The sequence below is a fragment of the Variovorax sp. KK3 genome (assembly GCF_001984055.1).
Lineage (GTDB): Bacteria > Pseudomonadota > Gammaproteobacteria > Burkholderiales > Burkholderiaceae_C > Variovorax.
The window spans coordinates 108,499-126,716 of the sequence record NZ_LYVO01000002.1; the positions used below are offsets into that span (position 1 = coordinate 108,499).

The 18,218-nt window shown below is 67.4% G+C and carries 16 protein-coding genes; 8 read left to right on the forward strand and 8 right to left on the reverse strand.

The window, feature by feature from the left end; translation table 11 throughout:
* Nucleotides 1–23: 23 nt before the first annotated feature.
* Both B0W80_RS01615 and B0W80_RS01620 read right to left on the reverse strand, forming a co-directional pair.
* Nucleotides 24–2,012 (reverse strand): hydantoinase B/oxoprolinase family protein, encoded by a 1,989-nt coding sequence (locus B0W80_RS01615; RefSeq protein WP_076997343.1) that lies wholly within the window; start codon nt 2,010–2,012, stop codon nt 24–26.
* A complete protein-coding gene (locus B0W80_RS01620) occupies nt 2,009–4,057 on the reverse strand; it encodes a hydantoinase/oxoprolinase family protein (protein ID WP_076997344.1) in 2,049 nt (682 codons plus the stop codon). The genes B0W80_RS01615 and B0W80_RS01620 overlap by 4 nt, the downstream gene beginning before the upstream one ends.
* Nucleotides 4,058–4,161: 104 nt before the next feature.
* On the opposite strand from B0W80_RS01620, the gene B0W80_RS01625 reads away from it, so the two are divergent.
* Nucleotides 4,162–4,806, forward strand: a complete 645-nt coding sequence (locus B0W80_RS01625; RefSeq protein ID WP_076997433.1) for an IclR family transcriptional regulator — start codon at nt 4,162–4,164, stop codon at nt 4,804–4,806.
* Between the two features lie 21 nt (nt 4,807–4,827).
* Here B0W80_RS01625 and B0W80_RS01630 read toward each other — a convergent pair whose 3' ends face one another.
* Nucleotides 4,828–5,730 carry a LysR family transcriptional regulator gene (locus B0W80_RS01630; protein WP_076997345.1) on the reverse strand — a complete coding sequence of 301 codons (903 nt, stop codon included), beginning with the start codon at nt 5,728–5,730 and terminating at the stop codon, nt 4,828–4,830.
* 197 nt (nt 5,731–5,927) lie between these two features.
* On the opposite strand from B0W80_RS01630, the gene B0W80_RS01635 reads away from it, so the two are divergent.
* Nucleotides 5,928–6,875, forward strand: coding sequence for a tripartite tricarboxylate transporter substrate binding protein (locus tag B0W80_RS01635; protein WP_179106805.1), 948 nt, complete (start codon nt 5,928–5,930; stop codon nt 6,873–6,875).
* A 133-nt stretch (nt 6,876–7,008) separates the two neighbouring features.
* Nucleotides 7,009–8,199, forward strand: a complete 1,191-nt coding sequence (locus tag B0W80_RS01640) for an FAD-dependent monooxygenase (RefSeq protein ID WP_076997347.1) — start codon at nt 7,009–7,011, stop codon at nt 8,197–8,199.
* Nucleotides 8,200–8,256: 57 nt separating this feature from the next.
* On the opposite strand, the gene gloA is transcribed toward B0W80_RS01640, so the two are convergent.
* From gloA to B0W80_RS01665, 5 genes are all read right to left on the reverse strand, one after another.
* Complete coding sequence (gene gloA / locus B0W80_RS01645) at nt 8,257–8,649, reverse strand: lactoylglutathione lyase (protein ID WP_076997348.1); 393 nt, start codon at nt 8,647–8,649, stop codon at nt 8,257–8,259.
* A gap of 43 nt (nt 8,650–8,692) precedes the next feature.
* A complete protein-coding gene (locus B0W80_RS01650) occupies nt 8,693–9,379 on the reverse strand; it encodes a glutathione S-transferase family protein (RefSeq protein WP_076997349.1) in 687 nt (228 codons plus the stop codon).
* 100 nt (nt 9,380–9,479) lie between these two features.
* Nucleotides 9,480–10,154 (reverse strand): ABC transporter ATP-binding protein, encoded by a 675-nt coding sequence (locus B0W80_RS01655; RefSeq protein WP_076997350.1) that lies wholly within the window; start codon nt 10,152–10,154, stop codon nt 9,480–9,482.
* Entirely contained in the window at nt 10,151–11,803 is a 1,653-nt protein-coding gene (locus B0W80_RS01660; protein WP_256856440.1) for an iron ABC transporter permease, read from the reverse strand. Before B0W80_RS01660 ends, B0W80_RS01655 begins: the two co-directional genes overlap by 4 nt.
* Before the next feature lie 3 nt (nt 11,804–11,806).
* Nucleotides 11,807–12,850 carry a Fe(3+) ABC transporter substrate-binding protein gene (locus B0W80_RS01665; RefSeq protein ID WP_083745124.1) on the reverse strand — a complete coding sequence of 348 codons (1,044 nt, stop codon included), beginning with the start codon at nt 12,848–12,850 and terminating at the stop codon, nt 11,807–11,809.
* Between the two features lie 256 nt (nt 12,851–13,106).
* Here B0W80_RS01665 and B0W80_RS01670 point away from each other — a divergent pair, with 256 nt between their 5' ends.
* From B0W80_RS01670 to B0W80_RS01690, 5 genes are all read left to right on the forward strand, one after another.
* Nucleotides 13,107–14,678, forward strand: coding sequence for a class I adenylate-forming enzyme family protein (locus tag B0W80_RS01670; protein WP_076997352.1), 1,572 nt, complete (start codon nt 13,107–13,109; stop codon nt 14,676–14,678).
* A 118-nt stretch (nt 14,679–14,796) separates the two neighbouring features.
* Nucleotides 14,797–15,525, forward strand: a complete 729-nt coding sequence (locus B0W80_RS01675) for an SDR family oxidoreductase (protein WP_076997353.1) — start codon at nt 14,797–14,799, stop codon at nt 15,523–15,525.
* A 17-nt stretch (nt 15,526–15,542) separates the two neighbouring features.
* Nucleotides 15,543–16,160, forward strand: a complete 618-nt coding sequence (locus B0W80_RS01680) for a 2-hydroxychromene-2-carboxylate isomerase (RefSeq protein ID WP_076997354.1) — start codon at nt 15,543–15,545, stop codon at nt 16,158–16,160.
* A gap of 28 nt (nt 16,161–16,188) precedes the next feature.
* Nucleotides 16,189–17,169: a tripartite tricarboxylate transporter substrate binding protein gene (locus B0W80_RS01685; RefSeq protein ID WP_076997355.1), complete on the forward strand. Its 981-nt coding sequence runs from the start codon at nt 16,189–16,191 to the stop codon at nt 17,167–17,169.
* Between the two features lie 39 nt (nt 17,170–17,208).
* Nucleotides 17,209–18,192 carry a tripartite tricarboxylate transporter substrate binding protein gene (locus B0W80_RS01690; protein ID WP_076997356.1) on the forward strand — a complete coding sequence of 328 codons (984 nt, stop codon included), beginning with the start codon at nt 17,209–17,211 and terminating at the stop codon, nt 18,190–18,192.
* Nucleotides 18,193–18,218 lie beyond the last annotated feature (26 nt).

Sequence of the window (18,218 nt, forward strand, 5' to 3'; positions counted from 1 at the left end):
CAAGCCAACAAGCCATCAAGCCATCAAGCCAGCCGCAACTCGGGCAGGTCCGCGTGCTGTGCGGCGAGCGCCGCGTACGCACTCGCCACATCGATGCCACCGCCATCCTTCGCTGCCGGCCTGTCGGCCAGTGTCGCGAACAGGTGGTGTTTGACGAAGTGGCGCCACGACACCGGGATCTCGGCCAGGATGCGCGTCAGCGTCGCATACCGGGCGTGCGTCCACACGCTTTCGAAGCGGTCCCGGCCGGGGCCGAAGTCGAAGTGCGACCTTGGCTGCGGCTGTTCGGAGCGCAATGCCCGAGTCGCGGGTTCGTCGATGGCTCCGATCGCGTCGATGACCACACCGTAAGCCTCGCGCGCCCTGCCGATCGACACGAACCCGCTGCGCACGTCGTCGCGCACCTTCTCGATGTCGCGGTCGAAAGGACTGCCGTAGCCACCGCCTGCCGACCCCTGGATGCGGATCACGTCGCCCGGCGCACATGCCACCAGGTCGGTGTTGCGCAGCTCGACGGCCGAGGGCGTGTCGGGGTTCTTCGTGAAGCGCGAGTTCGCCCCGGCCTTGCCGCCCAGCACGCCCCAGGCGGCCAGGTCCGTGCGATTGCGGTTGCGTGCGGTGACGGTGGCGTTGGGCGACAGCAGCTTGAACTCCATCGCCACTGCGTTGCCGCCACGGTTGCGCCCGGCGCCACCGGTATCGGGCACCAGGCCGTAGCGCAGGATCTCGATCGGAACCTCGGCCTCGTTGATTTCCATCGGGGTGTTTTTCAGGAACGCGGCGTTGGCGCCGCACGCTTCGATGCCGTCGAGTTCGGGGCCACCGCCCGCGCCACCGCCGCAGGGGCCGATGGACGCCAACACGCGCCGGCCGTCGCGCGTGGTGGTCTTGACGTTGAGCAGCGTCGAACCGCCGGCGGGGCAGGCGGGCAGCAGATGCGGCAGCGCCTGGCTGAACACGCCGAACACGCAGGCTTGCACCACGGCCACCATGAGGCTGCGCATGCCGACCGCGGCCGGCTCTTGCGGATTGACCACCGAGCCTTCGGGCAGGATCGCGCGGCAGGGGCGCATGGTGCCGCAGTTGAGCACGTTGCGCGGGTTCAGCGTGTGCAGGATGTAGACCAGCCCGAGCATGATGATCGGATGGCGCGGGTCGCCGCCGGTCGGCATGTTCAGCGACGAAGTCACCTGCGCATCGCTGCCCGTGAAGTCCAGCTCCAGTTCGTCGCCCTTCACGCGCAAGGTGATCGCGATGCGGCAGGGGTAGCCGCCCACGGAGTCTTCGTCGGCGTATTCGGAGAAGAAGTACTCGCCGTCCGGAATCTCCCGGATCAACGCGCGGGCCTGGCGCTCGCCGTATTCGAGGATCTTCTCGGAGCCTTCCACGAAATCGTCGACGCCGAAGCGCTCGATGATCTCGTGCACGGAACGTTCGCCGGTGTTGAGTGCCGCGATCTGCGCATTCATGTCGCCGCGGTTCAGGTCCGGCGTGCGCACGTTGGCACGCAGGATCTTCAGCAGCTTGTCGTCGATGACGCCGTCGCGGATCAGCAGCATCGGCGGAATGCGCAGGCCTTCCTGCTGCACTTCGGTGAGCGTGCGCGACAACGACGCGGGCACCGCGCCGCCCATGTCCGTGATGTGGATGTGGCAGCCGACGAAGCAGACCAGCCGGCCTTGCCAGAACACGGGCTTCCACAGGTGCATGTCGGGCGTGTGCGTCGCCACGTGGCCGCTGTACGGGTCGTTCGTCATGTAGACATCGCCTTCGCGATAGTCGTCGCACAAGCGGATCACGGGGCCGTAGTCGAGGTTGGTGTACCACGTGGCGCCGAAGGTCTGCGGCGATGCGAAGGTCTTGCCGTCGACCGTCATCAGCTGTGCCGAGAAGTCCTCGGTTTCCTTGACGAAGCTCGAGTAGGCGGTGCGCATGAGCGTGTAGCCCATGCTTTCGGCCGCTGCGGTGCAGTGGTTGGCCAGGATTTGAAGGGTCAGGTTGTCGATGCTCACAGTGGTTCTCCGCGAGAGATGCGCAAGTTGGCGAATTCGTCGACCGTGCATTGGTAGCCGGGAAGGATGACCGTCGTGCAGTCGTCCTGCGAAACGATGGCGGGGCCCGCCAGGCTGTCGCCGGGCTTGAGCGACGCGCGCCGGTACAGCGCGACTTCGCGCAGGGCGTCGTCGATCCAGGCTTCCACGTGCCGATCGGTACTCGGCTTGCCCGGCACGAGGTCGTAGCGGGCCAGTTGCGGCTTGTCGCGCTTGGCGATGACAACCAGCCGCACGCTGACGACTTGAACCGCGGCGTTCGGGTCGGAGTGGCCGTAGATGCGGCGGTGCGCATCGTGGAAGGCTTGCGCCATGCCCTGCAGGTTGCCAGTGTCGATGTCTTCGCTGGCGATGGGCGTGTCGAGTTCGAAGGACTGGCCGCGGTAGCGCATCTCTGCCGAGTACGCGAGCTCGTGGTCGCTGCCCTTGCCGTGTTCACGCTCGAGCCATTGGTGCGCGCGCTCGAGCAGCACGCCGTAGTTTTCGCGCAGGGACGGCAGGCTCTCGGGCGTGAGGTCCACGTACACCGTCTTCAGGAAGTCGTTCTTCAGTTCGGCGATCAAGCCGCCGAGCGCGCTCAGCGTGCCCGGGTTGGGCGGCACGACGACTTCCTTCACGCCCAGCTCGCGCGCCAGGTAGCCGGCCATCATCGGGCCGGCACCCCCGAAAGCCAGGATCGAGAACTCGCGCAGGTCGATGCCGAAGCGGGAGACCAGGCCACTCACCTCCGAGTACATGCCCGACACCGCGATGTCGATGATGGCCTGCGCGGTCTGCGCCACGCTGCGCTCCAGCGGGCTGGCGAGCTTGGCGATGGCGGCGGTCGAGGCGGCGCGGTCCACGGTCACGGCGCTGTAGCCCAGTTCGGAATGGCCGACGAGGCCGCACGCGACGAAGGCGTCGGTGATGGTGGCCCGGGTGCCGCCGCGGCCGTAGCACGCGGGGCCCGGGGTGGAGCCAGCGCTCTCGGGCCCGACCTTCAGCACGCCCAGCGGATCGAGCCACGCGATCGATCCGCCGCCTTCGCCGACCGACGACACGGACACCGACGGAATGTGGATCTGGAAGTCGCCGATCAATTCGCCATTGCCGTACTGAGGGCGACCGTCGACGATGACCGAGATGTCGGCGCTGGTGCCGCCGATGTCGAGGCCCAGGCAGCGGTCGATGTTGGCGGCCGCGGCCACGTGGCTGGCGCCGATCACGCCGGCGGCCGTGCCCGACAGGATCATCTGCACGCAGTCGCGCTTGCCTTGTTCGGCCGTCATGACGCCGCCGTTCGACTTGGTCAGGTGCAGTTGCGGACTCACGCCCACGTTCTTCAGCGCGGACTGGAGTGCACCGAGGTAATACGCCACGCGCGGCTGTACGTAGCCGCCGATGACCGCGGTGATGGTCCGTTCGTATTCGCGAATGATCGGCCAGGTTTCGCTGGAGCACGTCACCGGAAGGCGCGGCGCCACGCGTTCGACGATGGCCTTGACGCGCTGTTCGTGCTCCGGGTTGCGGTACGAGTGAAGCAGCGAGATCACGATGCCCTCGGCTTCGGCGGCCAAGGCCTGCTCGGTGGCGGCGACGACGCTTTGCTCGTCCAGTGCCTTGCGCACGACACCGTCGGGGCCCATGCGTTCGGCGATGCCGAAGACCAGGTTGCGCTGGATCAAAGGCGCCGGGCGTCGCGAGAACAGGTTGTACATGTCGGTCGTCTTCAGCCGACCGATCTCGAGCACGTCGCTGAAGTGCTCGGTGGTGAAGAGGGCCAGCTTCAAGCCCTTGCGCTGGATCACGGTGTTGATGCCGACCGTGGTGCCGTGCGTGAAATAGCTGATCTCTTCGGGGCGGATGCCGTAGCGCTCCTGCAGAAGCTCGATGCCCTTGATGACCTCTGCGCCCGGCTGGTCAGGCCGCGAAAAAACCTTCAGGCTATTGATTTCGCTCGTCTTCTCGTTGAAGACGGCGAAGTCTGCGAACGATCCGCCGATGTCTACTCCGACTCGGTAAGTCATGAACACCTCATGGGTTGAAACAAGGAGAGCACACCGCTTGCGATCTCGGCTTCGATGTGCCACAATGTTCACCTAGTAAACATTAAGTTCATCAGGTGATCGAAATGAAAGATAACAGATCGGTTCAGCGGTGTCTAGCGCTGCTGCGCGCGTTCAAAACACAGCCTCGGCAAACGCTGGCGGAGCTCTCGAAAGGCGTCGAACTGCCGCACTCGACCGTGCTGCGCTTCCTGCACACGCTCGAGCGCGAGGGCTACGTGCGCATCGAAGGCGGGCTGTGGTCGCTGGGGCCGCAGATGCTCGACCTCGGCTTCACGGCGCTTCGGAGCATGGGCATCTCCGAATCGGTGCAGGACACGCTGCAGCGCCTGGCGGATGCCTGCAAGGGCACCGTCAACATCGGCGAACGGCACGACGACGAAGTGCTCGTACTGGCGCGCGTGAGCAGCGTCGGCGAGCACATGAAGATGTTCGTGGTGAACCTTCGCGTGGGCAGCCATCTGCCGAAGGAAAGCGCCCTCTATCGCGCCGTCGACCTGCCGGCCGACCAGTGGTGCGTGGCGCAGTATCCGGAGCTGCGCCACGTCACCATCGCCATGCCGATGGTCCTGAACGCGTCGCGCGTGCTGTCGCTCGGCCTCTCGGTCGACAGCGAGGAATACCCGATGGAACGGGTCGAGACCGAGCTGGTGGCGCTGCTGCGCAAGGAGCGCTCGCAGATCGAGCAGCTGATGATGCTCAACGCGTGACGCGCGCCGCGGTGCAGGCGCTCAAGGCTTGCCGATCTCCGCGACGATCGCCACGAAGTTCTCGGCGATCGCGTTGCCGCTGTTCTTCTTCCGCACGGCCGCCACGGGGTAGGTGATCGGCGATCCGTCGTCGTGCACGAGGTCGATGTACGAGATGCCGCTCAGCTGAAACGTGCGCATCGGCCGCGGAACGATCGCCAGGCCGAAGCCGCCCGCCACCATGACGAGGTTGGTCACCCATTGCGTCTGGTCGTACATCAGGTTCGGATTCAGCGCGGACTCCTTGAAAGCCCGGAGCAGCGGGCCCGAGAAGCCCGGCGAATCCGACAAGGAGAAGAAGGCCAGCAGTGGATCGGACACGATGTCCGCCACGCGCACCGACTTTTCTGCGGCGAGGCGGTGCGCCGATGGCACCGCCAGGATGAAGCGCTCGTGACGCAGCGGGTCGGTCTTCAACTGGCCGGCGTCGAGCGTGTCGTTGGGAATCAGGATCGCGACGTCCACCTTCTCACGGCTCACGTCGTCGAGCTGCTTGCTGCTCAGTTCGCGCGTGACGATCACGCGCACTTCGGGGTAGGCCTCGTGAAAGCGTTGCAGCGCGGCGGGCAGCAGGTCGAGGAAGGCGCTGGGCACGCAGGACACGCGCAACACACCGCTGATGCCGAGCGCGGTGTTTCGCGTCAGAGCGACCGCCTCGTGAACCTGGCCGAGGATGCGCCTCGCCTCGTTGTGGAACACCTGCCCCGCCAGCGTGAGCTTCACGTTGTGCCGGTCGCGGTCGAACAGCTGCACGCCCAGGCTTTCTTCGAGCCGGCGGATGGTCGCGCTGAGCGGCGGCTGCGAAATGTGAAGGCGCTCGGCCGCCTTTCGAAAATTGAGCTCTTCCGCCAGCACGGCGAATTGCCGGATCTGCCGCAGGTCCATCGCTTGCTTCCTCGTGCTCTCCACAACGAAGCAGTCGAAGATATCACCAGCACCAGTCGATAGTATTGGAACTATCACGAGCGGTTTCCTAAGCTTGCGACCAGTCACACCCCACGGGGCTTCAACTCGAACGCAAAAGGTCCTCCATGAAACTCGCTCGCACTGTTTCGGCCCTTCCGAAAACATGCGCACTTCCGATGCTGTGGGTCTGGCTCGCAGCGCCTTCGCCCGCGCTGGCCGACTTCCCCGACAAGCCCATCCGCATGATCGTGCCCTTCGCCGCGGGCGGCCCGACGGACGTGGTGGCGCGCATGCTGGCCGAGAAGATGGGCGCGGCGCTCAAGCAATCGGTGGTGGTCGACAACCGCGGGGGTGCCGGCGGCGCGATCGGCACCGATGCCGTCGCCAAGGCGCGGCCCGACGGCTACACGCTGGGGCTCGCCACCGCATCGACGCACGAGTTCACGCCCGCGTGCAACAAGGACACGCCCTACGACCCGGTCAACGACTTCCAGATGATCGGCATGATCTCGAGCACGCCGACCGTGCTGTTCGTGAAGCGCGAGTCGCCGCTCCCGGGGCTCAAGGAAGTCCTGGAGCTGTCCCGCCAGAACCGCGAGCCCGTCACCTGGGGCGTGCCGGGCAACTGCAGCAACATGCACTTCCTGCTGGAGCTGATCAACAAGTCCGCGAACGCGAAGATCGCGCCGATTCCCTACCGCGGCAACAGCGCGGCCAACACCGACCTGCTGGCCGGCCAGATCACGATGGTGGGTGACGCGGTGTCGCCGGCGACGCTCGGGCTCATCAAGTCGGGCTCGGTGCGCCCCATCGCGCTGAGTGCGAAGACCGATGTCGAGCCGCTCCAGAACGTGCCCACCTACGCGGAACTCGGCATCAACGTCGGCACCTTCTCCGCGTGGCAAGGGCTGGTCGCACCGGCGAAGACGCCGCCGGAGATCGTCGAGAAGCTCAACGGCGCCCTGCGCACGGCGCTGGCCGATCCGGAACTCAAGAGCAAATGGGTCTCGGCCGGCATCGCGCCGTCGCAGGCCAACGCGCCCGACATCATGCGCAGCCGCATCAAGGCCGGCTTCGAGAACTCACGCAAGCTCGCCGAAGAGCTTCACCTTTCCGCGAAATAGTCGCGACGCCCACGCGCTCCCTTCCCAGGGCCGCAGCGCAGCAGCGCCATGCGGCGCGGGAGCGTGCGCGGGCGCCAGCCAATCTCTCATAACCCAGCCCTCGCGAAGGGCCTACACGCAAGGAAAAATCATCATGCAGAAGAAAAAGCTCGGTGGCCCCGTGATCGTGGCCGGCGGCGGCATCGGCGGCACGGCGACGGCCGTGGCATTGGCTCAGGCAGGGATCGAGGTCTTGATCCTCGAGCAGGCGAGCGAACTGCGCGAGGCTGGCATCGGCATCCAGATGCCACCCAATGCCTTCAAGGTGTTCGATCGCCTCGGACTCGTCGTTGCGATGCTGAAGAAGGCGGCGTGTCCGGACGATCTCGTGTTCATGGATGCACTGAGTGGCGAGCAGATCATCCGCATCCCGGTCGACGACGAATTCCTCGCGGACTTCAAGTACCCGTATGCGCTGATGCATCGCGGCGATCTCTTGGAAGTGCTGGCGCAGGCATGTCGCGAGTCCGACCGCATCGCCATTCGCACATCGAGCAGGGTCACCGGCTTCAGGCAGGAAGGGGGCCGCGTGACGGTGAGGACGGAAGATGGCGCGTACCACGAGGGCGCGGCACTGGTCGGATCTGACGGCTTGTGGTCCACGATGCGGCGCGAGCTCGTCGGTGCGGACCGGCCGCGCACCGAGAACTACATCATCTTCCGAGGCGTCGTGCCGGCCGACCAGATGCCCGAACTCGAATTCGCCAACGCCGTCGTGATGTGGGGCGGGCCGGAACTGAACTTCTCGCACTATCCGATGCGCAGCGGCTCGTATTTCGCGCTGGGCGCGAGTGTGAAGAGTGCGCTGGCGCTGGACCAGGGCGTGTCGAACCTCGGCGTGGCCGATGGCGCGCGTGAATTGCGCGAGCGTTTCGGCGTGGTCTGTCCGGCCATCGCACGGCTGTTGGACAAGATCGACGTCGATCGCATGTGGACATTGCACGACCGCGAGCCGATCAAGCACTGGTCACAGGGCAACGTGACCCTGCTCGGCGACGCCGCGCACCCGACCTTCAACTACATGGCGCAGGGTGCCTGCATGGCGCTCGAAGACGCGGTGTGCCTGGCCGACTGCGTGACGCAAGCCGACAGCTACGAGCAGGCCTTCAAGGCCTACCAGCAGGCGCGCTACCTGCGCACCGCGCGGGTCCAACTCACGTCGCGCATGTACGGCGAGCTCTACCACGCGAAGGGCGTGCAGGCCGACCTGCGCAACGCGCTGCTGTCGCGCACGACTGCGGCGCAGGCGCGCCAGCATCTGTCGTGGCTGTTCAGCGGGATTTGAAAGAGGCCGAAGCGGGTCGGTGCGTGGCGAACACGCGGCCGGTCCCGCATCGGCCCGCTACGCCCTGGACTTGTCCTGGATCAATTCGATCTTATAGCCGTCCGGGTCGGTGACGAAGGCGATCACCGTGGTGCCGCCCTTCACCGGCCCGGCCTCGCGCGTGACATTGCCGCCGACGGCCTTGATCTTCTCGCAGGCCTCGTAGGCATCGGGCACGCCCAGCGCGATGTGGCCGTAGGCGGTGCCCATGTCGTAGCTGTCGGTGCCCCAGTTGTAGGTGAGTTCGATCTCGGCTTGCGCCGGGTTGCCCTCGTAGCCGACGAAGGCCAGGCTGTACTTGTACTCGGGGTTCTCGGAACGGCGCAGCAGCTGCATGCCGAGGATCTTCGTGTAGAAGTCGATGGAGCGCTGCAGGTCGCCGACGCGCAGCATGGTGTGGAGGAGTCGCATCTCTGGGTGTCGTTCGCGTGTGGTGGGGACACCGATTGTCGGCTCAGTCGACCACGGCTAGCGAGAGCAGATGCGTCTCGTGCATCTGCAGGAAGGCGCGCAGGTGCTCGCGATATTCCGGCACGACCGCATCGCGCACGCTCGGCCGTGCGTGCAGCGCCTGCCGCCAGGCACGGACCTTCGGCGTGCGGTCGAACACGTGCGAGTCGTGCAGTTCGTCGAAGAGCTCGAAGTAGCGGAACACCGGCGCGAACACGGCATCGACCAGGCTGAAGTGCTCGCCGGCGAAGAAGGGGCCTCGGCCCAGCGCCGCTTCCACACGCTCGAACTTGGCGGCCAGCGCCTGCCGCTTCTGCTCGAAGACCTCGGCGTCGCGCGTGGTCTCGTAACCCCACAGGTCGACGAGGATGGCGGAGCCGAACTCCATCCAGGCGCGGTGCTCGGCACGCGTCAGCGGGTCTTCGGGATGCAGCCGCGGGCCGGGCTGCGTGTCTTCGATGTACTCGCAGATCACGTTACTTTCGAAGAGGATGGCCTCGCCGCCGTCGGGGCGCGGCACGCGCAGCAGCGGCACCTTGCCGAGCGGCGAGATGTCGACGAACCAAGCGGGCTTGTCCGCGAGGTCGATCACGACGCGCTCGAAGGGCACGTCCTTCTCGCGCAGGGCGATGGCGGCGCGCTGCACGTAGGGGCACAGCAGGTGGCTGACGAGGGTGAGGGGGCGGGTCATCGTGGCTTCCTTCTTCCGGGCGGATGTGTCGAGAAGCGCGATTCTTCCGAGGCACGAAGACCTTGGCTAAAAAAGCCCATCGCCCTGCAAACGAACTCTGCTATGCGCTCCAGCGCACCAGACGGCCGTTGTGCATCAGGCCCACGTGATCGGACATGGTCTGCGCCTCGGCCTCGTTGTGCGTGACGAGCACGGCAGTCTGGCCCGCCGTCTTGAGGATGTCGCGCACTTCGACGGTCAGCCGCTCGCGCGTTGCGGCATCGAGGTTGGAGAAGGGCTCGTCGAGCAGCAGCAGGGCCGGCGAGGGCGCGAGCGCGCGCGCCAGGGCGATGCGCTGCTGCTGGCCGCCGGACAGTTCGTGCGGATAGCGCTCGCCCGCATCGGCCAAGCCCACCAGCCCGAGCATCTCGGCCACGCGCGCATGGCGTTCTGCATGCGCGAGCCGGCGCAGACCGAAGCCCACGTTCTGCGCCGCCGTCAGGTGCGGGAACAGCGCGTACTCCTGAAACATCATGCCGACCCGGCGCTCCTCGGGCGGCAAATGCACGTCGGCGGAAGACAGCAGCCGATCGCCGAGGCGCACGCTGCCGGCGCGCACGGGCTCGAAGCCGGCGATGGCGCGCAGCACCGTGGTCTTGCCGCAGCCGGACGGACCGAGCAGGCAGCCGATGCGGCCCGCGAGCAGGGCCAGCGAGAAGCCTTCGACGACGGTGTGCAGGCCGCGCGCGCCGTCGTAGGCCAAGCGCACGTCTTCGAGTTGCAGGGCCGCGCTCATTCGGCACTTCCTTCCGTGTGAATGCCGAGCCCGTTGCGCGCGAGCAGCACCACCGGCAGCAGGCCGGCCACCACGATCGCCAGCGCGGCGATCGCGCCTTCTTCGTAGGTGCCGCGCGCAGCCTCTGCATAGAGCCAGGTCGCGAGCGTGTCGAAGTTGGCGGGCCGCAGCAGCAGGGTGGCGGGCAATTCCTTCATCGCATCGACGAAGACCAGCAGCGCGCCCGCCGCGATGGCTGGGCGCAACAGGGGCAGATGCACGCGGCGCAGCGTGCCGGCCGCGCTTTCGCCGAGCAGGCGCGACGCCTGCTCGAGCGCAGGCGGGATGCGCGCCAGCCCGGCCTCGATGCCGCCCACCGGCATGGCCAGGAAGCGGATGGCGCAGGCCACCACCAGCACGATGCCGGCGCTCATGAGCGGCAGGCCCTCCTGCCGGAACAGCGTGGCGAACATCGCGTCGAGCCCCAGTGCAGGCGTCAGCAGCCCGATCGCCAGCACCGTGCCGGGCAGCGCATAGCCCAGCGTCGCGGCGCGCGCCTGCCAGCGCGCGCGGTTCACGATGCCCGAACCCTGGCTGCGCACCGCCCAGGCCACCACCAGGCCGGCGGCGACGGTGGCGGCCGTCACGCCGGAGGCCAGCGCCAGCGTGTTGCCGAGGCTCGCGAGCAGGCCATCGGAGATGCCGCCGCCCAGGCGCAGACGCTTCACCGTTTCCCACACCAGGTAGAGCGCGGGTGCAGCGAAGCCGAGCACGACCGGCAGCGCGGCCGCGCCGCAGGCCAGCCACGCGGCCGCGCCATGCAGCCTGCGCGGCTGGATGCCGCGCATGCGCTGGGCCGAGCCGAAGCGCTGGTGGCGCCGGCCGTGCCGTTCGAGCAGCACCAGTGCCACCACCATGATCAGCATCGCGCAGGCGATCTGCGCGGCGCCGGCCAGGTCGGAGCGTGTGATCCAGGTGGTGTAGACGGCCACCGTCAGCGTCTGGATGCCGAGGAATTCGGAAGCGCCGATGTCGTTGAGCGTTTCCAGCAGCGCCAAGCTCAGGCCCACCGCAAGGGCAGGGCGCGCCAGCGGCAGCGCGACACGGAAAAAGGCACCGCGCGCGCTCTCGCCCAGCGTGCGCGCCGCTTCCATCAGGTGGGCGGGCTGGGTCATGAACATGGCGCGCGCCGTCATGTAGACGTAGGGGTACAGCACGAATCCGAGCACGAGGATGGCGCCCGGCATCGAGCGCAGGTCGGGTAGGCGAAACTGCCGCGGGCTGTCGAAGCCCAGCATCCAGCGAATCGCGCCCTGCACCGGGCCGATGGGATGCAGCAGGTCGAGGTAGGCGAAGGCCACGATGTAGGTCGGCATGGCCAGCGGCAGCAGCAGCGCCCAGTGCAGAAAGCCGCGACCGGGAAAGTCGCAGGTGGTCACCAGCCAGGCGCAGCCCGTGCCGATGACCAGCACCAGCGCGCCCACGCCGAGCAGCAGGATCGCGGTGTTGAGCGCCGCCTGCGGCAGCACGTGCTGCGCCAGGTGCGCCCAGTGCGAGAAGTCGGCCCCGAAGGCCAGCCAGGCGAGGCTGACCACCGGCGCGAGCACGCCGAGCGCGATCGCGATCGAGGCGGTCCGCCAGAGCGGTCCGACCGGCCTCAATGCAACCACGATTTATTGATCGAAGCCGACCTTGTCGACGAGCGCACTGGCCTGCTTGCGGTACTTGGCGATCTCGGCGATGGGCAGCGGGTCGACCTTCAACTCGCCGATGCTGGAAGAGATGATGGAGTCGAGCGGCACGTTCTTGCGTACCGGGTACTCGTAGTTGGCCTCTGCATAGAACGCCTGGGCCGAGTCGGACACCAGGAACTCGAGCAGCTTGACCGCGTTGGCGCGCTGCGGCGCGTTCTTGGCGACCGCGGCGCCGCTCACATTGACGTGCGTGCCGCCGCTCTTCGAGTTGGCGAAGGTCGGGCGAATCACCTTGATGGCATCGCCCCACTTGCGCGCGTCGCTGCCTTCCTTCGAACTCTTCATCTGGCCGACGTAGTACGAGTTGGCCAGCCCGACGTCGCAGATGCCGCCCAGGATGTCACGCGCCACGTCGCGATCGCCGCCCGTGGCCTTGCGCGCCAGATTGGCCTTGACGCCGCGCAGCCACTGCTCGGCCTTGGCTTCGCCGTCGTGGGCGATCAGCGAGGCGACCAGCGCGGTGTTGTACGGATGCTGCCCGGCGCGGATGCAGACCTTGCCCTTGTACTTGGGGTTGGCCAAGTCTTCGTAGCGGAAGCTGTTGAGCGGCAGGCTCTTGTCGGCGTAGAGCACGCGGGCGCGCATCGACAGCGAGAACCATTGGCCGTCGGCGCCGCGCAGGTTGGCGGGGATGGCGGATTCGAGCGTCGCCGACTTCACGGGCTGCGTCACGCCGCCTTCCACCAGGTCGACCAGGTTGCCGATGTCCACCGTCATGAGCACGTCGGCCGGGGAGCGCGCGCCTTCGGCCTTGACGCGTTCCAGGAGCCCGTCCTTCACGAAGACCGTGTTCACCTTCACGCCGCTCTGGTTGCTGAACGCGGTCAGCAGCGGTTGGATCAGGCCGGGTTCGCGCGTCGTGTAGACGGTGACCTCGTTGGCCAGGGCCGGTGCGGCCAGGCCGCCTGCCAGGGCGAGGCCTGCCAGGGCGCGCGAAGCGTAGGGGCGCGAAAAAGTGCTCATGAAGTCCTCCAGGGTGTGTGTCGTTGGCAAACGGTCGGCGCACTTGCGGCGCTTGATACGAATCATTATCAGTGGCGGCTCGCGTCCTACTGCTGATGTCCTTAGGCCTTCGATGGACGTGGCTGTTCTGCTGTGCAGTTCTAAACACTAAATCTTGGCTCAGATTCGGGCCAAGAGACTGCGATGCGGAATAAGATTCTGCGAACGCTGCGCCTTTTGGACCTTCGAGCAGCATGCAACCACGCAGGACGGAGACATGACGAGCACCCCAGCCCCCGCCACATCGGCCATTTCGCGCATCCACCAGCTGCTGGACGAATGGGTCAGCAGCCAGCCCCAGGCGCTCGCCGTGCGGGACGCCCACGTGACGCTCGGCTATGCCGGGCTCGATGCAGCTGCGCAGGCGGCGGCCCGCCAACTGGCCGAGCTCCAGGTCCGGCCTGGCGACCGCGTCCTGGTGGTGGGCGAGAACTGCGCCGCCATCGCCGCGCTGGTGCTGGCCGCGAGCATGCTGGACGCGTGGTCGATCGTCGTCAATGCGCGCTTGTCCGAGCGCGAGATCGACACCTTCATCGCGCATTCGGGCGCCCGCCGCGTGATCTACACCTGCCATGTCTCGAGCGACGCGCTGCGGCACGCGCAGCGCCAGGGCGCCGAGGCGATGGGCTGGCACGGACTCGGGACGCTGCACGTCGGCCCCCTGGCCGCCGACGTGCAGCCCGAGGCCTGCGCCGAAGCGGCCGACGAGCAGGTCGCCGCCTTGATCTACACCTCCGGCACCTCCGGCGCGCCCAAGGGCGTGATGCTGACCCATGCCAACCTGATGTTCGCTGCCCGCAGCGCCCGCGAGGTGCGCGGCCTGGGCCCCGGCGACCTGATCTACGGCGTGCTGCCCATGGCGCACGTAGTCGGCCTGTCGACCCAGTTCCTGGGCTGCATGGCGAGCGGTGCCGGGCTGGTGCTGGAATCGCGCTACACGCCCGCCGGCCTGGCCCAAGCGCTGTCGCAAGAGGGCGTGACCGCGTTCACCGGCGTGCCGGCCATGTTCGCCAAGCTGCTCGACTGGTCGCGCGAGAACGCGTTGCCGCTCACGGCACCGGCGCTGCGATTCGCCTGCGTGGTCGGCTCTCCGCTCACGCCGGGACTGAAGGCTGGCGTGGAGGCCGCGCTCGGGCTGCCGCTGCACAACGGCTACGGGCTGACCGAGACGGCGCCCACGATCGCGCAGACGCGTATCGAGTCACCGCGCGACGACTGCACCGTCGGCTTCGCGCTCGCCGGCGTGCAGACGCGCGTGGTGGATGCGTGCACGGGCCTCGACCTGGCCGCCGGCGAAGTCGGCGAGCTGCGGGTGCGCGGCCCGAACCTCATGAAGGGCTACTACCGCAACGAGGCACTGACGCGCGAGGCCATCGATGCCGACGGCTGGTTCAACACCGGCGACATGGCGCGCCGCGATGCGGACGGCGCGCTGCACATCGTGGGCCGCAGCAAGGAACTGATCATCCGCTCGGGCTTCAACGTCTATCCGGTCGAGGTCGAGCAGGTGCTCAACAGCCACCCGGAAGTGGTGCAGTCGGCCGTGGTCGGCCGCACCGTCGGGCACAACGAGGAAGTGGTGGCCTTCGTCGAGCGCGTGGCCGGGTCGCAGCTCGACGACGAGGCGATGCGCCCCTTCCTGCGCGAGCGGCTGTCGCCCTACAAGGTGCCCAGCGAGATCCGCTTTCTCGCGCAGCTTCCTTCGGCGCCCACCGGCAAGATCCTCAAGAACGTCTTGAAGACCTTGGCGCAGGGCGAAGAGATGCCGGCCCATGCGCATCACGGTTGAAGCGCGCGGCGTACTGGCGAACTTCGTCCGCTGAGCGCAGCATGCAACCCCACACCCAACTCGACACGACACGACACGACTCGACTCGACTCGACTCGACATCACCCAGGAGACTTCCATGACTGACAAGAAAGCCATCCTCGTCATCGGCGCCGGCGATGCCACCGGCGGCGCCATCGCACGCCGCTTCGCGCGCGAGGGCTACATTGCGTGCGTCACGCGGCGCCAGGCCGACAAGCTGCAGCCGCTGGTCGACCAGATCAAGGCCGAGGGCGGCCAGGCGCACGGCTTCGGCAGCGACGCGCGCAAGGAGGAAGAGATGGTCTCCCTGGTGCAGCAGATCGAAAGCGAGATCGCGCCGATCGAAGTGGCGGTGTTCAACATCGGCGCCAACGTGCGCTTCGGCATCACCGAGACCACGGCGCGCGTGTACCAAAAGGTGTGGGAAATGGCCTGCTTCGGCGGCTTCCTGATGGGCCGCGAGACGGCCAAGGTGATGCTGCCGCGTGGCCGCGGCACCATCATCTTCACCGGCGCCACCGCCAGCCTGCGCGGGCGCGACGGCTATGCGGCCTTCGCCGGTGCCAAGCATGCGCTGCGTGCGCTGGCGCAGAGCATGGCGCGCGAGCTGTGGCCCAAGGGCATTCACGTGGCGCACCCGGTGATCGACGGCGCCATCGACACCGAGTTCATCCGCACCACCTTCCCCGAGCGCTATGCGCTGAAGGAGCAGGACGGCATCCTGCAGCCCGACAGCATCGCCGATGCCTATTGGCAGATCCACATGCAGCCGCGCAACGCGTGGACGCACGAGACCGAGCTGCGCCCCTGGCTCGAAACCTTCTGAACGAAAGCGCACGCACCATGGCCGCATCCGTCCCCGTGCAGTTCCTGTTCGACTTCGGCAGCCCCAATGCCTATATGTGCCACCGCGTGATCCCGCAGATCGAAGCGCGCACCGGCGTGCGATTCGAGTACGTGCCGATCCTGCTGGGCGGCCTGTTCAAGCTCACCGGCAATCGCTCGCCGGCAGAAGCCTTCGCGGGCATTCCGAACAAGCGCGCCTATGACCGGCTCGAGATCGACCGCTTCGTCGCGAAGCACGGGCTCGACCGCTATCGGCCCAACGCGCACTGGCCCGTGAACACGCTGCAGATCATGCGCGGCGCGGTGGCGGCGCAGAAGCAGGGCTGCTTCGAGCGCTACGTCGAGGTGGTCTACGTGGCGATGTGGGAGCAGGGCCGCAACATGGAAGAGCCCGACGTGATCGTGCGCACCCTCGACGAGGCCGACCTGGACGGCCGGCGCCTCTACGAAGGCACGCAGGACGCCGAAGTCAAGCGCCTGCTGTTGGCCAACACCCAGGCCGCTTACGAGCGCGGCGCCTTCGGCTCGCCGAGCTTCCTCGTCGGCAAGGAACTCTTCTTCGGCAAGGACCGCCTGCGCGAAGTCGAAGAAGAAATCGTGCGCGCAGCCGCCTAGCCCCCACCCATCCTTTTCGGAGTTTTTCATGCAAAGACGTGAGCTGATGCGCACGGCGGGTGCGCTCGCCCTGACGAACCTGGCGGGCCTGCCCGCCGCCCTGGCGCAGGAAGACCCCGCCGCTTACCCGACGCGGCCCATCCGCGTGATGATCGGCTTCGCGCCCGGCGGGTCGACCGACGCGCCGATGCGCGTGCTGGCCGAAGCGGTGTCGAAGATCCTGGGCCAGCCGGTGGTGATCGAGAACAAGCCCGGCGCGGCCGGCGTGATCCCCACGCAGATGCTGCAGGCGGCGTCGCCCGACGGCTACACCCTGGCCGTCGCACCCGCGGGGGTGTACCGGCTGCCGTACACCACCGACATCAAGTGGAGCCCGGCCAGCGATCTCGCCTACTTGATCGGCCTGAGCGGCTACGCCTTTGGCACTGTGGTGCCGGCGTCGTCGCCGATCCGCAGCATGGCCGAGTACATCGCCTATGCCAAGGCCAACCCCGACATGCTGACCTACAGCAGCCCGGGCGTGGGCACCACCAACCACCTGACGATGGAGCAGTTCTCGCGCGCGGCCGGCGTGAAGCTCAACCACGTGCCCTACAAGGGCTCGGCCGAATCGTTGCAGGCCCTGCTGGCCGGCCACGTGCAGTCGGCCGCCGAGACCTCGGCCTTCGTGCCGCACGTGGAAAGCGGCAAGCTGCGTCTGCTGGCGGTGTGGAGCGACAAGCGCATGGCGCGCTTTCCCGACGTGCCCACGCTGCGCGAGCTGGGCATCGACATCGTGCAGACCTCGCCCTGGGGCCTTGTCGCGCCCAAGGGCACGCATCCGAAGGTGCAGGCGCGGCTGCACGATGCCTTCAGGCAGGCGATGGAAATGCCGGCCTTCAAGGCCTCGCTGGCGCGCTTCGACATGGAGCCCGACTACCGCGACCCGGCCCAGTACCAGCGCTTCGCGGTCGCCTCGATGAAGCGCGAGAAGGACATCCTCGACACGCTCGGCCTCAGCCGCAAGTAGCGCGCAGTTCGATCAGCAAAAACGAAGGAGACATACGACATGCAGACCACACGTCGATTCATCGTGGCCGCGGCCGCCGCGCTTTGCACCATTGGCGCTGCTGCCCCGGCCTGGGCGCAAGACGCGGCCAACTTCCCGACGCGGCCGATCAAGGTCATGCTCGGCTTCCCGCCCGGCGGCTCCACCGACTCGCCGATGCGCGTGCTGGCCGAGGACGTCGCGAAGATCCTCAAGCAGCCCGTGGTGATCGAGAACAAGCCCGGCGCCGCAGGCCTGATGCCGGCGCAGCTGCTGCAAGCCGCGCAGGCCGACGGCTACACGGTCGGCGTGATCCCGGCCAACCTGTTCCGGCTGCCCTACACGGGCTCGATCGCATGGAATCCGGCGACCGACCTGCGCTACGTGATCGGCCTGACTTCCTTTGTCTACGGCATCGTGGTGCCGGCGAGTTCGCCGCTGCAGAGCATGAACGATTACGTGGCCTACGCGAAGGCGCACCCCGGCGAGCTGACCTACGCCACGCCCGGTGCCTACCTCGCGCAGCACCTGGCGATGGAGCAGGTGGCGCGCATCAAGAACATCCAGCTGAGCCACGTGCCGTACAAGGGCACGGCCGAATCGCTGCAGGCCGTGGTCGGCTCGCACGTCATGTCGGCGGCGGAGACCTCGGGCTGGGGGCCTTACGTCGAGAGCGGCAAGCTGCGCCTGCTCGTCACCTTCGGCGACAAGCGCATGAGCCGCTTTCCCGACGTGCCCACGCTGAAGGAGGCCGGCATCGACATCCCGCCGCCGTCGGCCGCCTGGGGCCTGGCGGTGCCCAAGAACACGCCGGCGCCGATCGTGCGCAAGCTGCACGATGCCTTCAAGCAGGCGATGGAGCTGCCGGGCTTTCGCAACGCGCTGGCGCAGTACTACATGGAGCCGGTGTACATGAGCTCGGAGCGCTACCAGCAGTTCGCCGTCGAGTCGACGAAGCGCGAGAAGGAACTGCTCGACGCAATCGGCTTCGTGCGCGAGAAGTAGCGGCTCGAGGCAACTGCGCCTTGGCG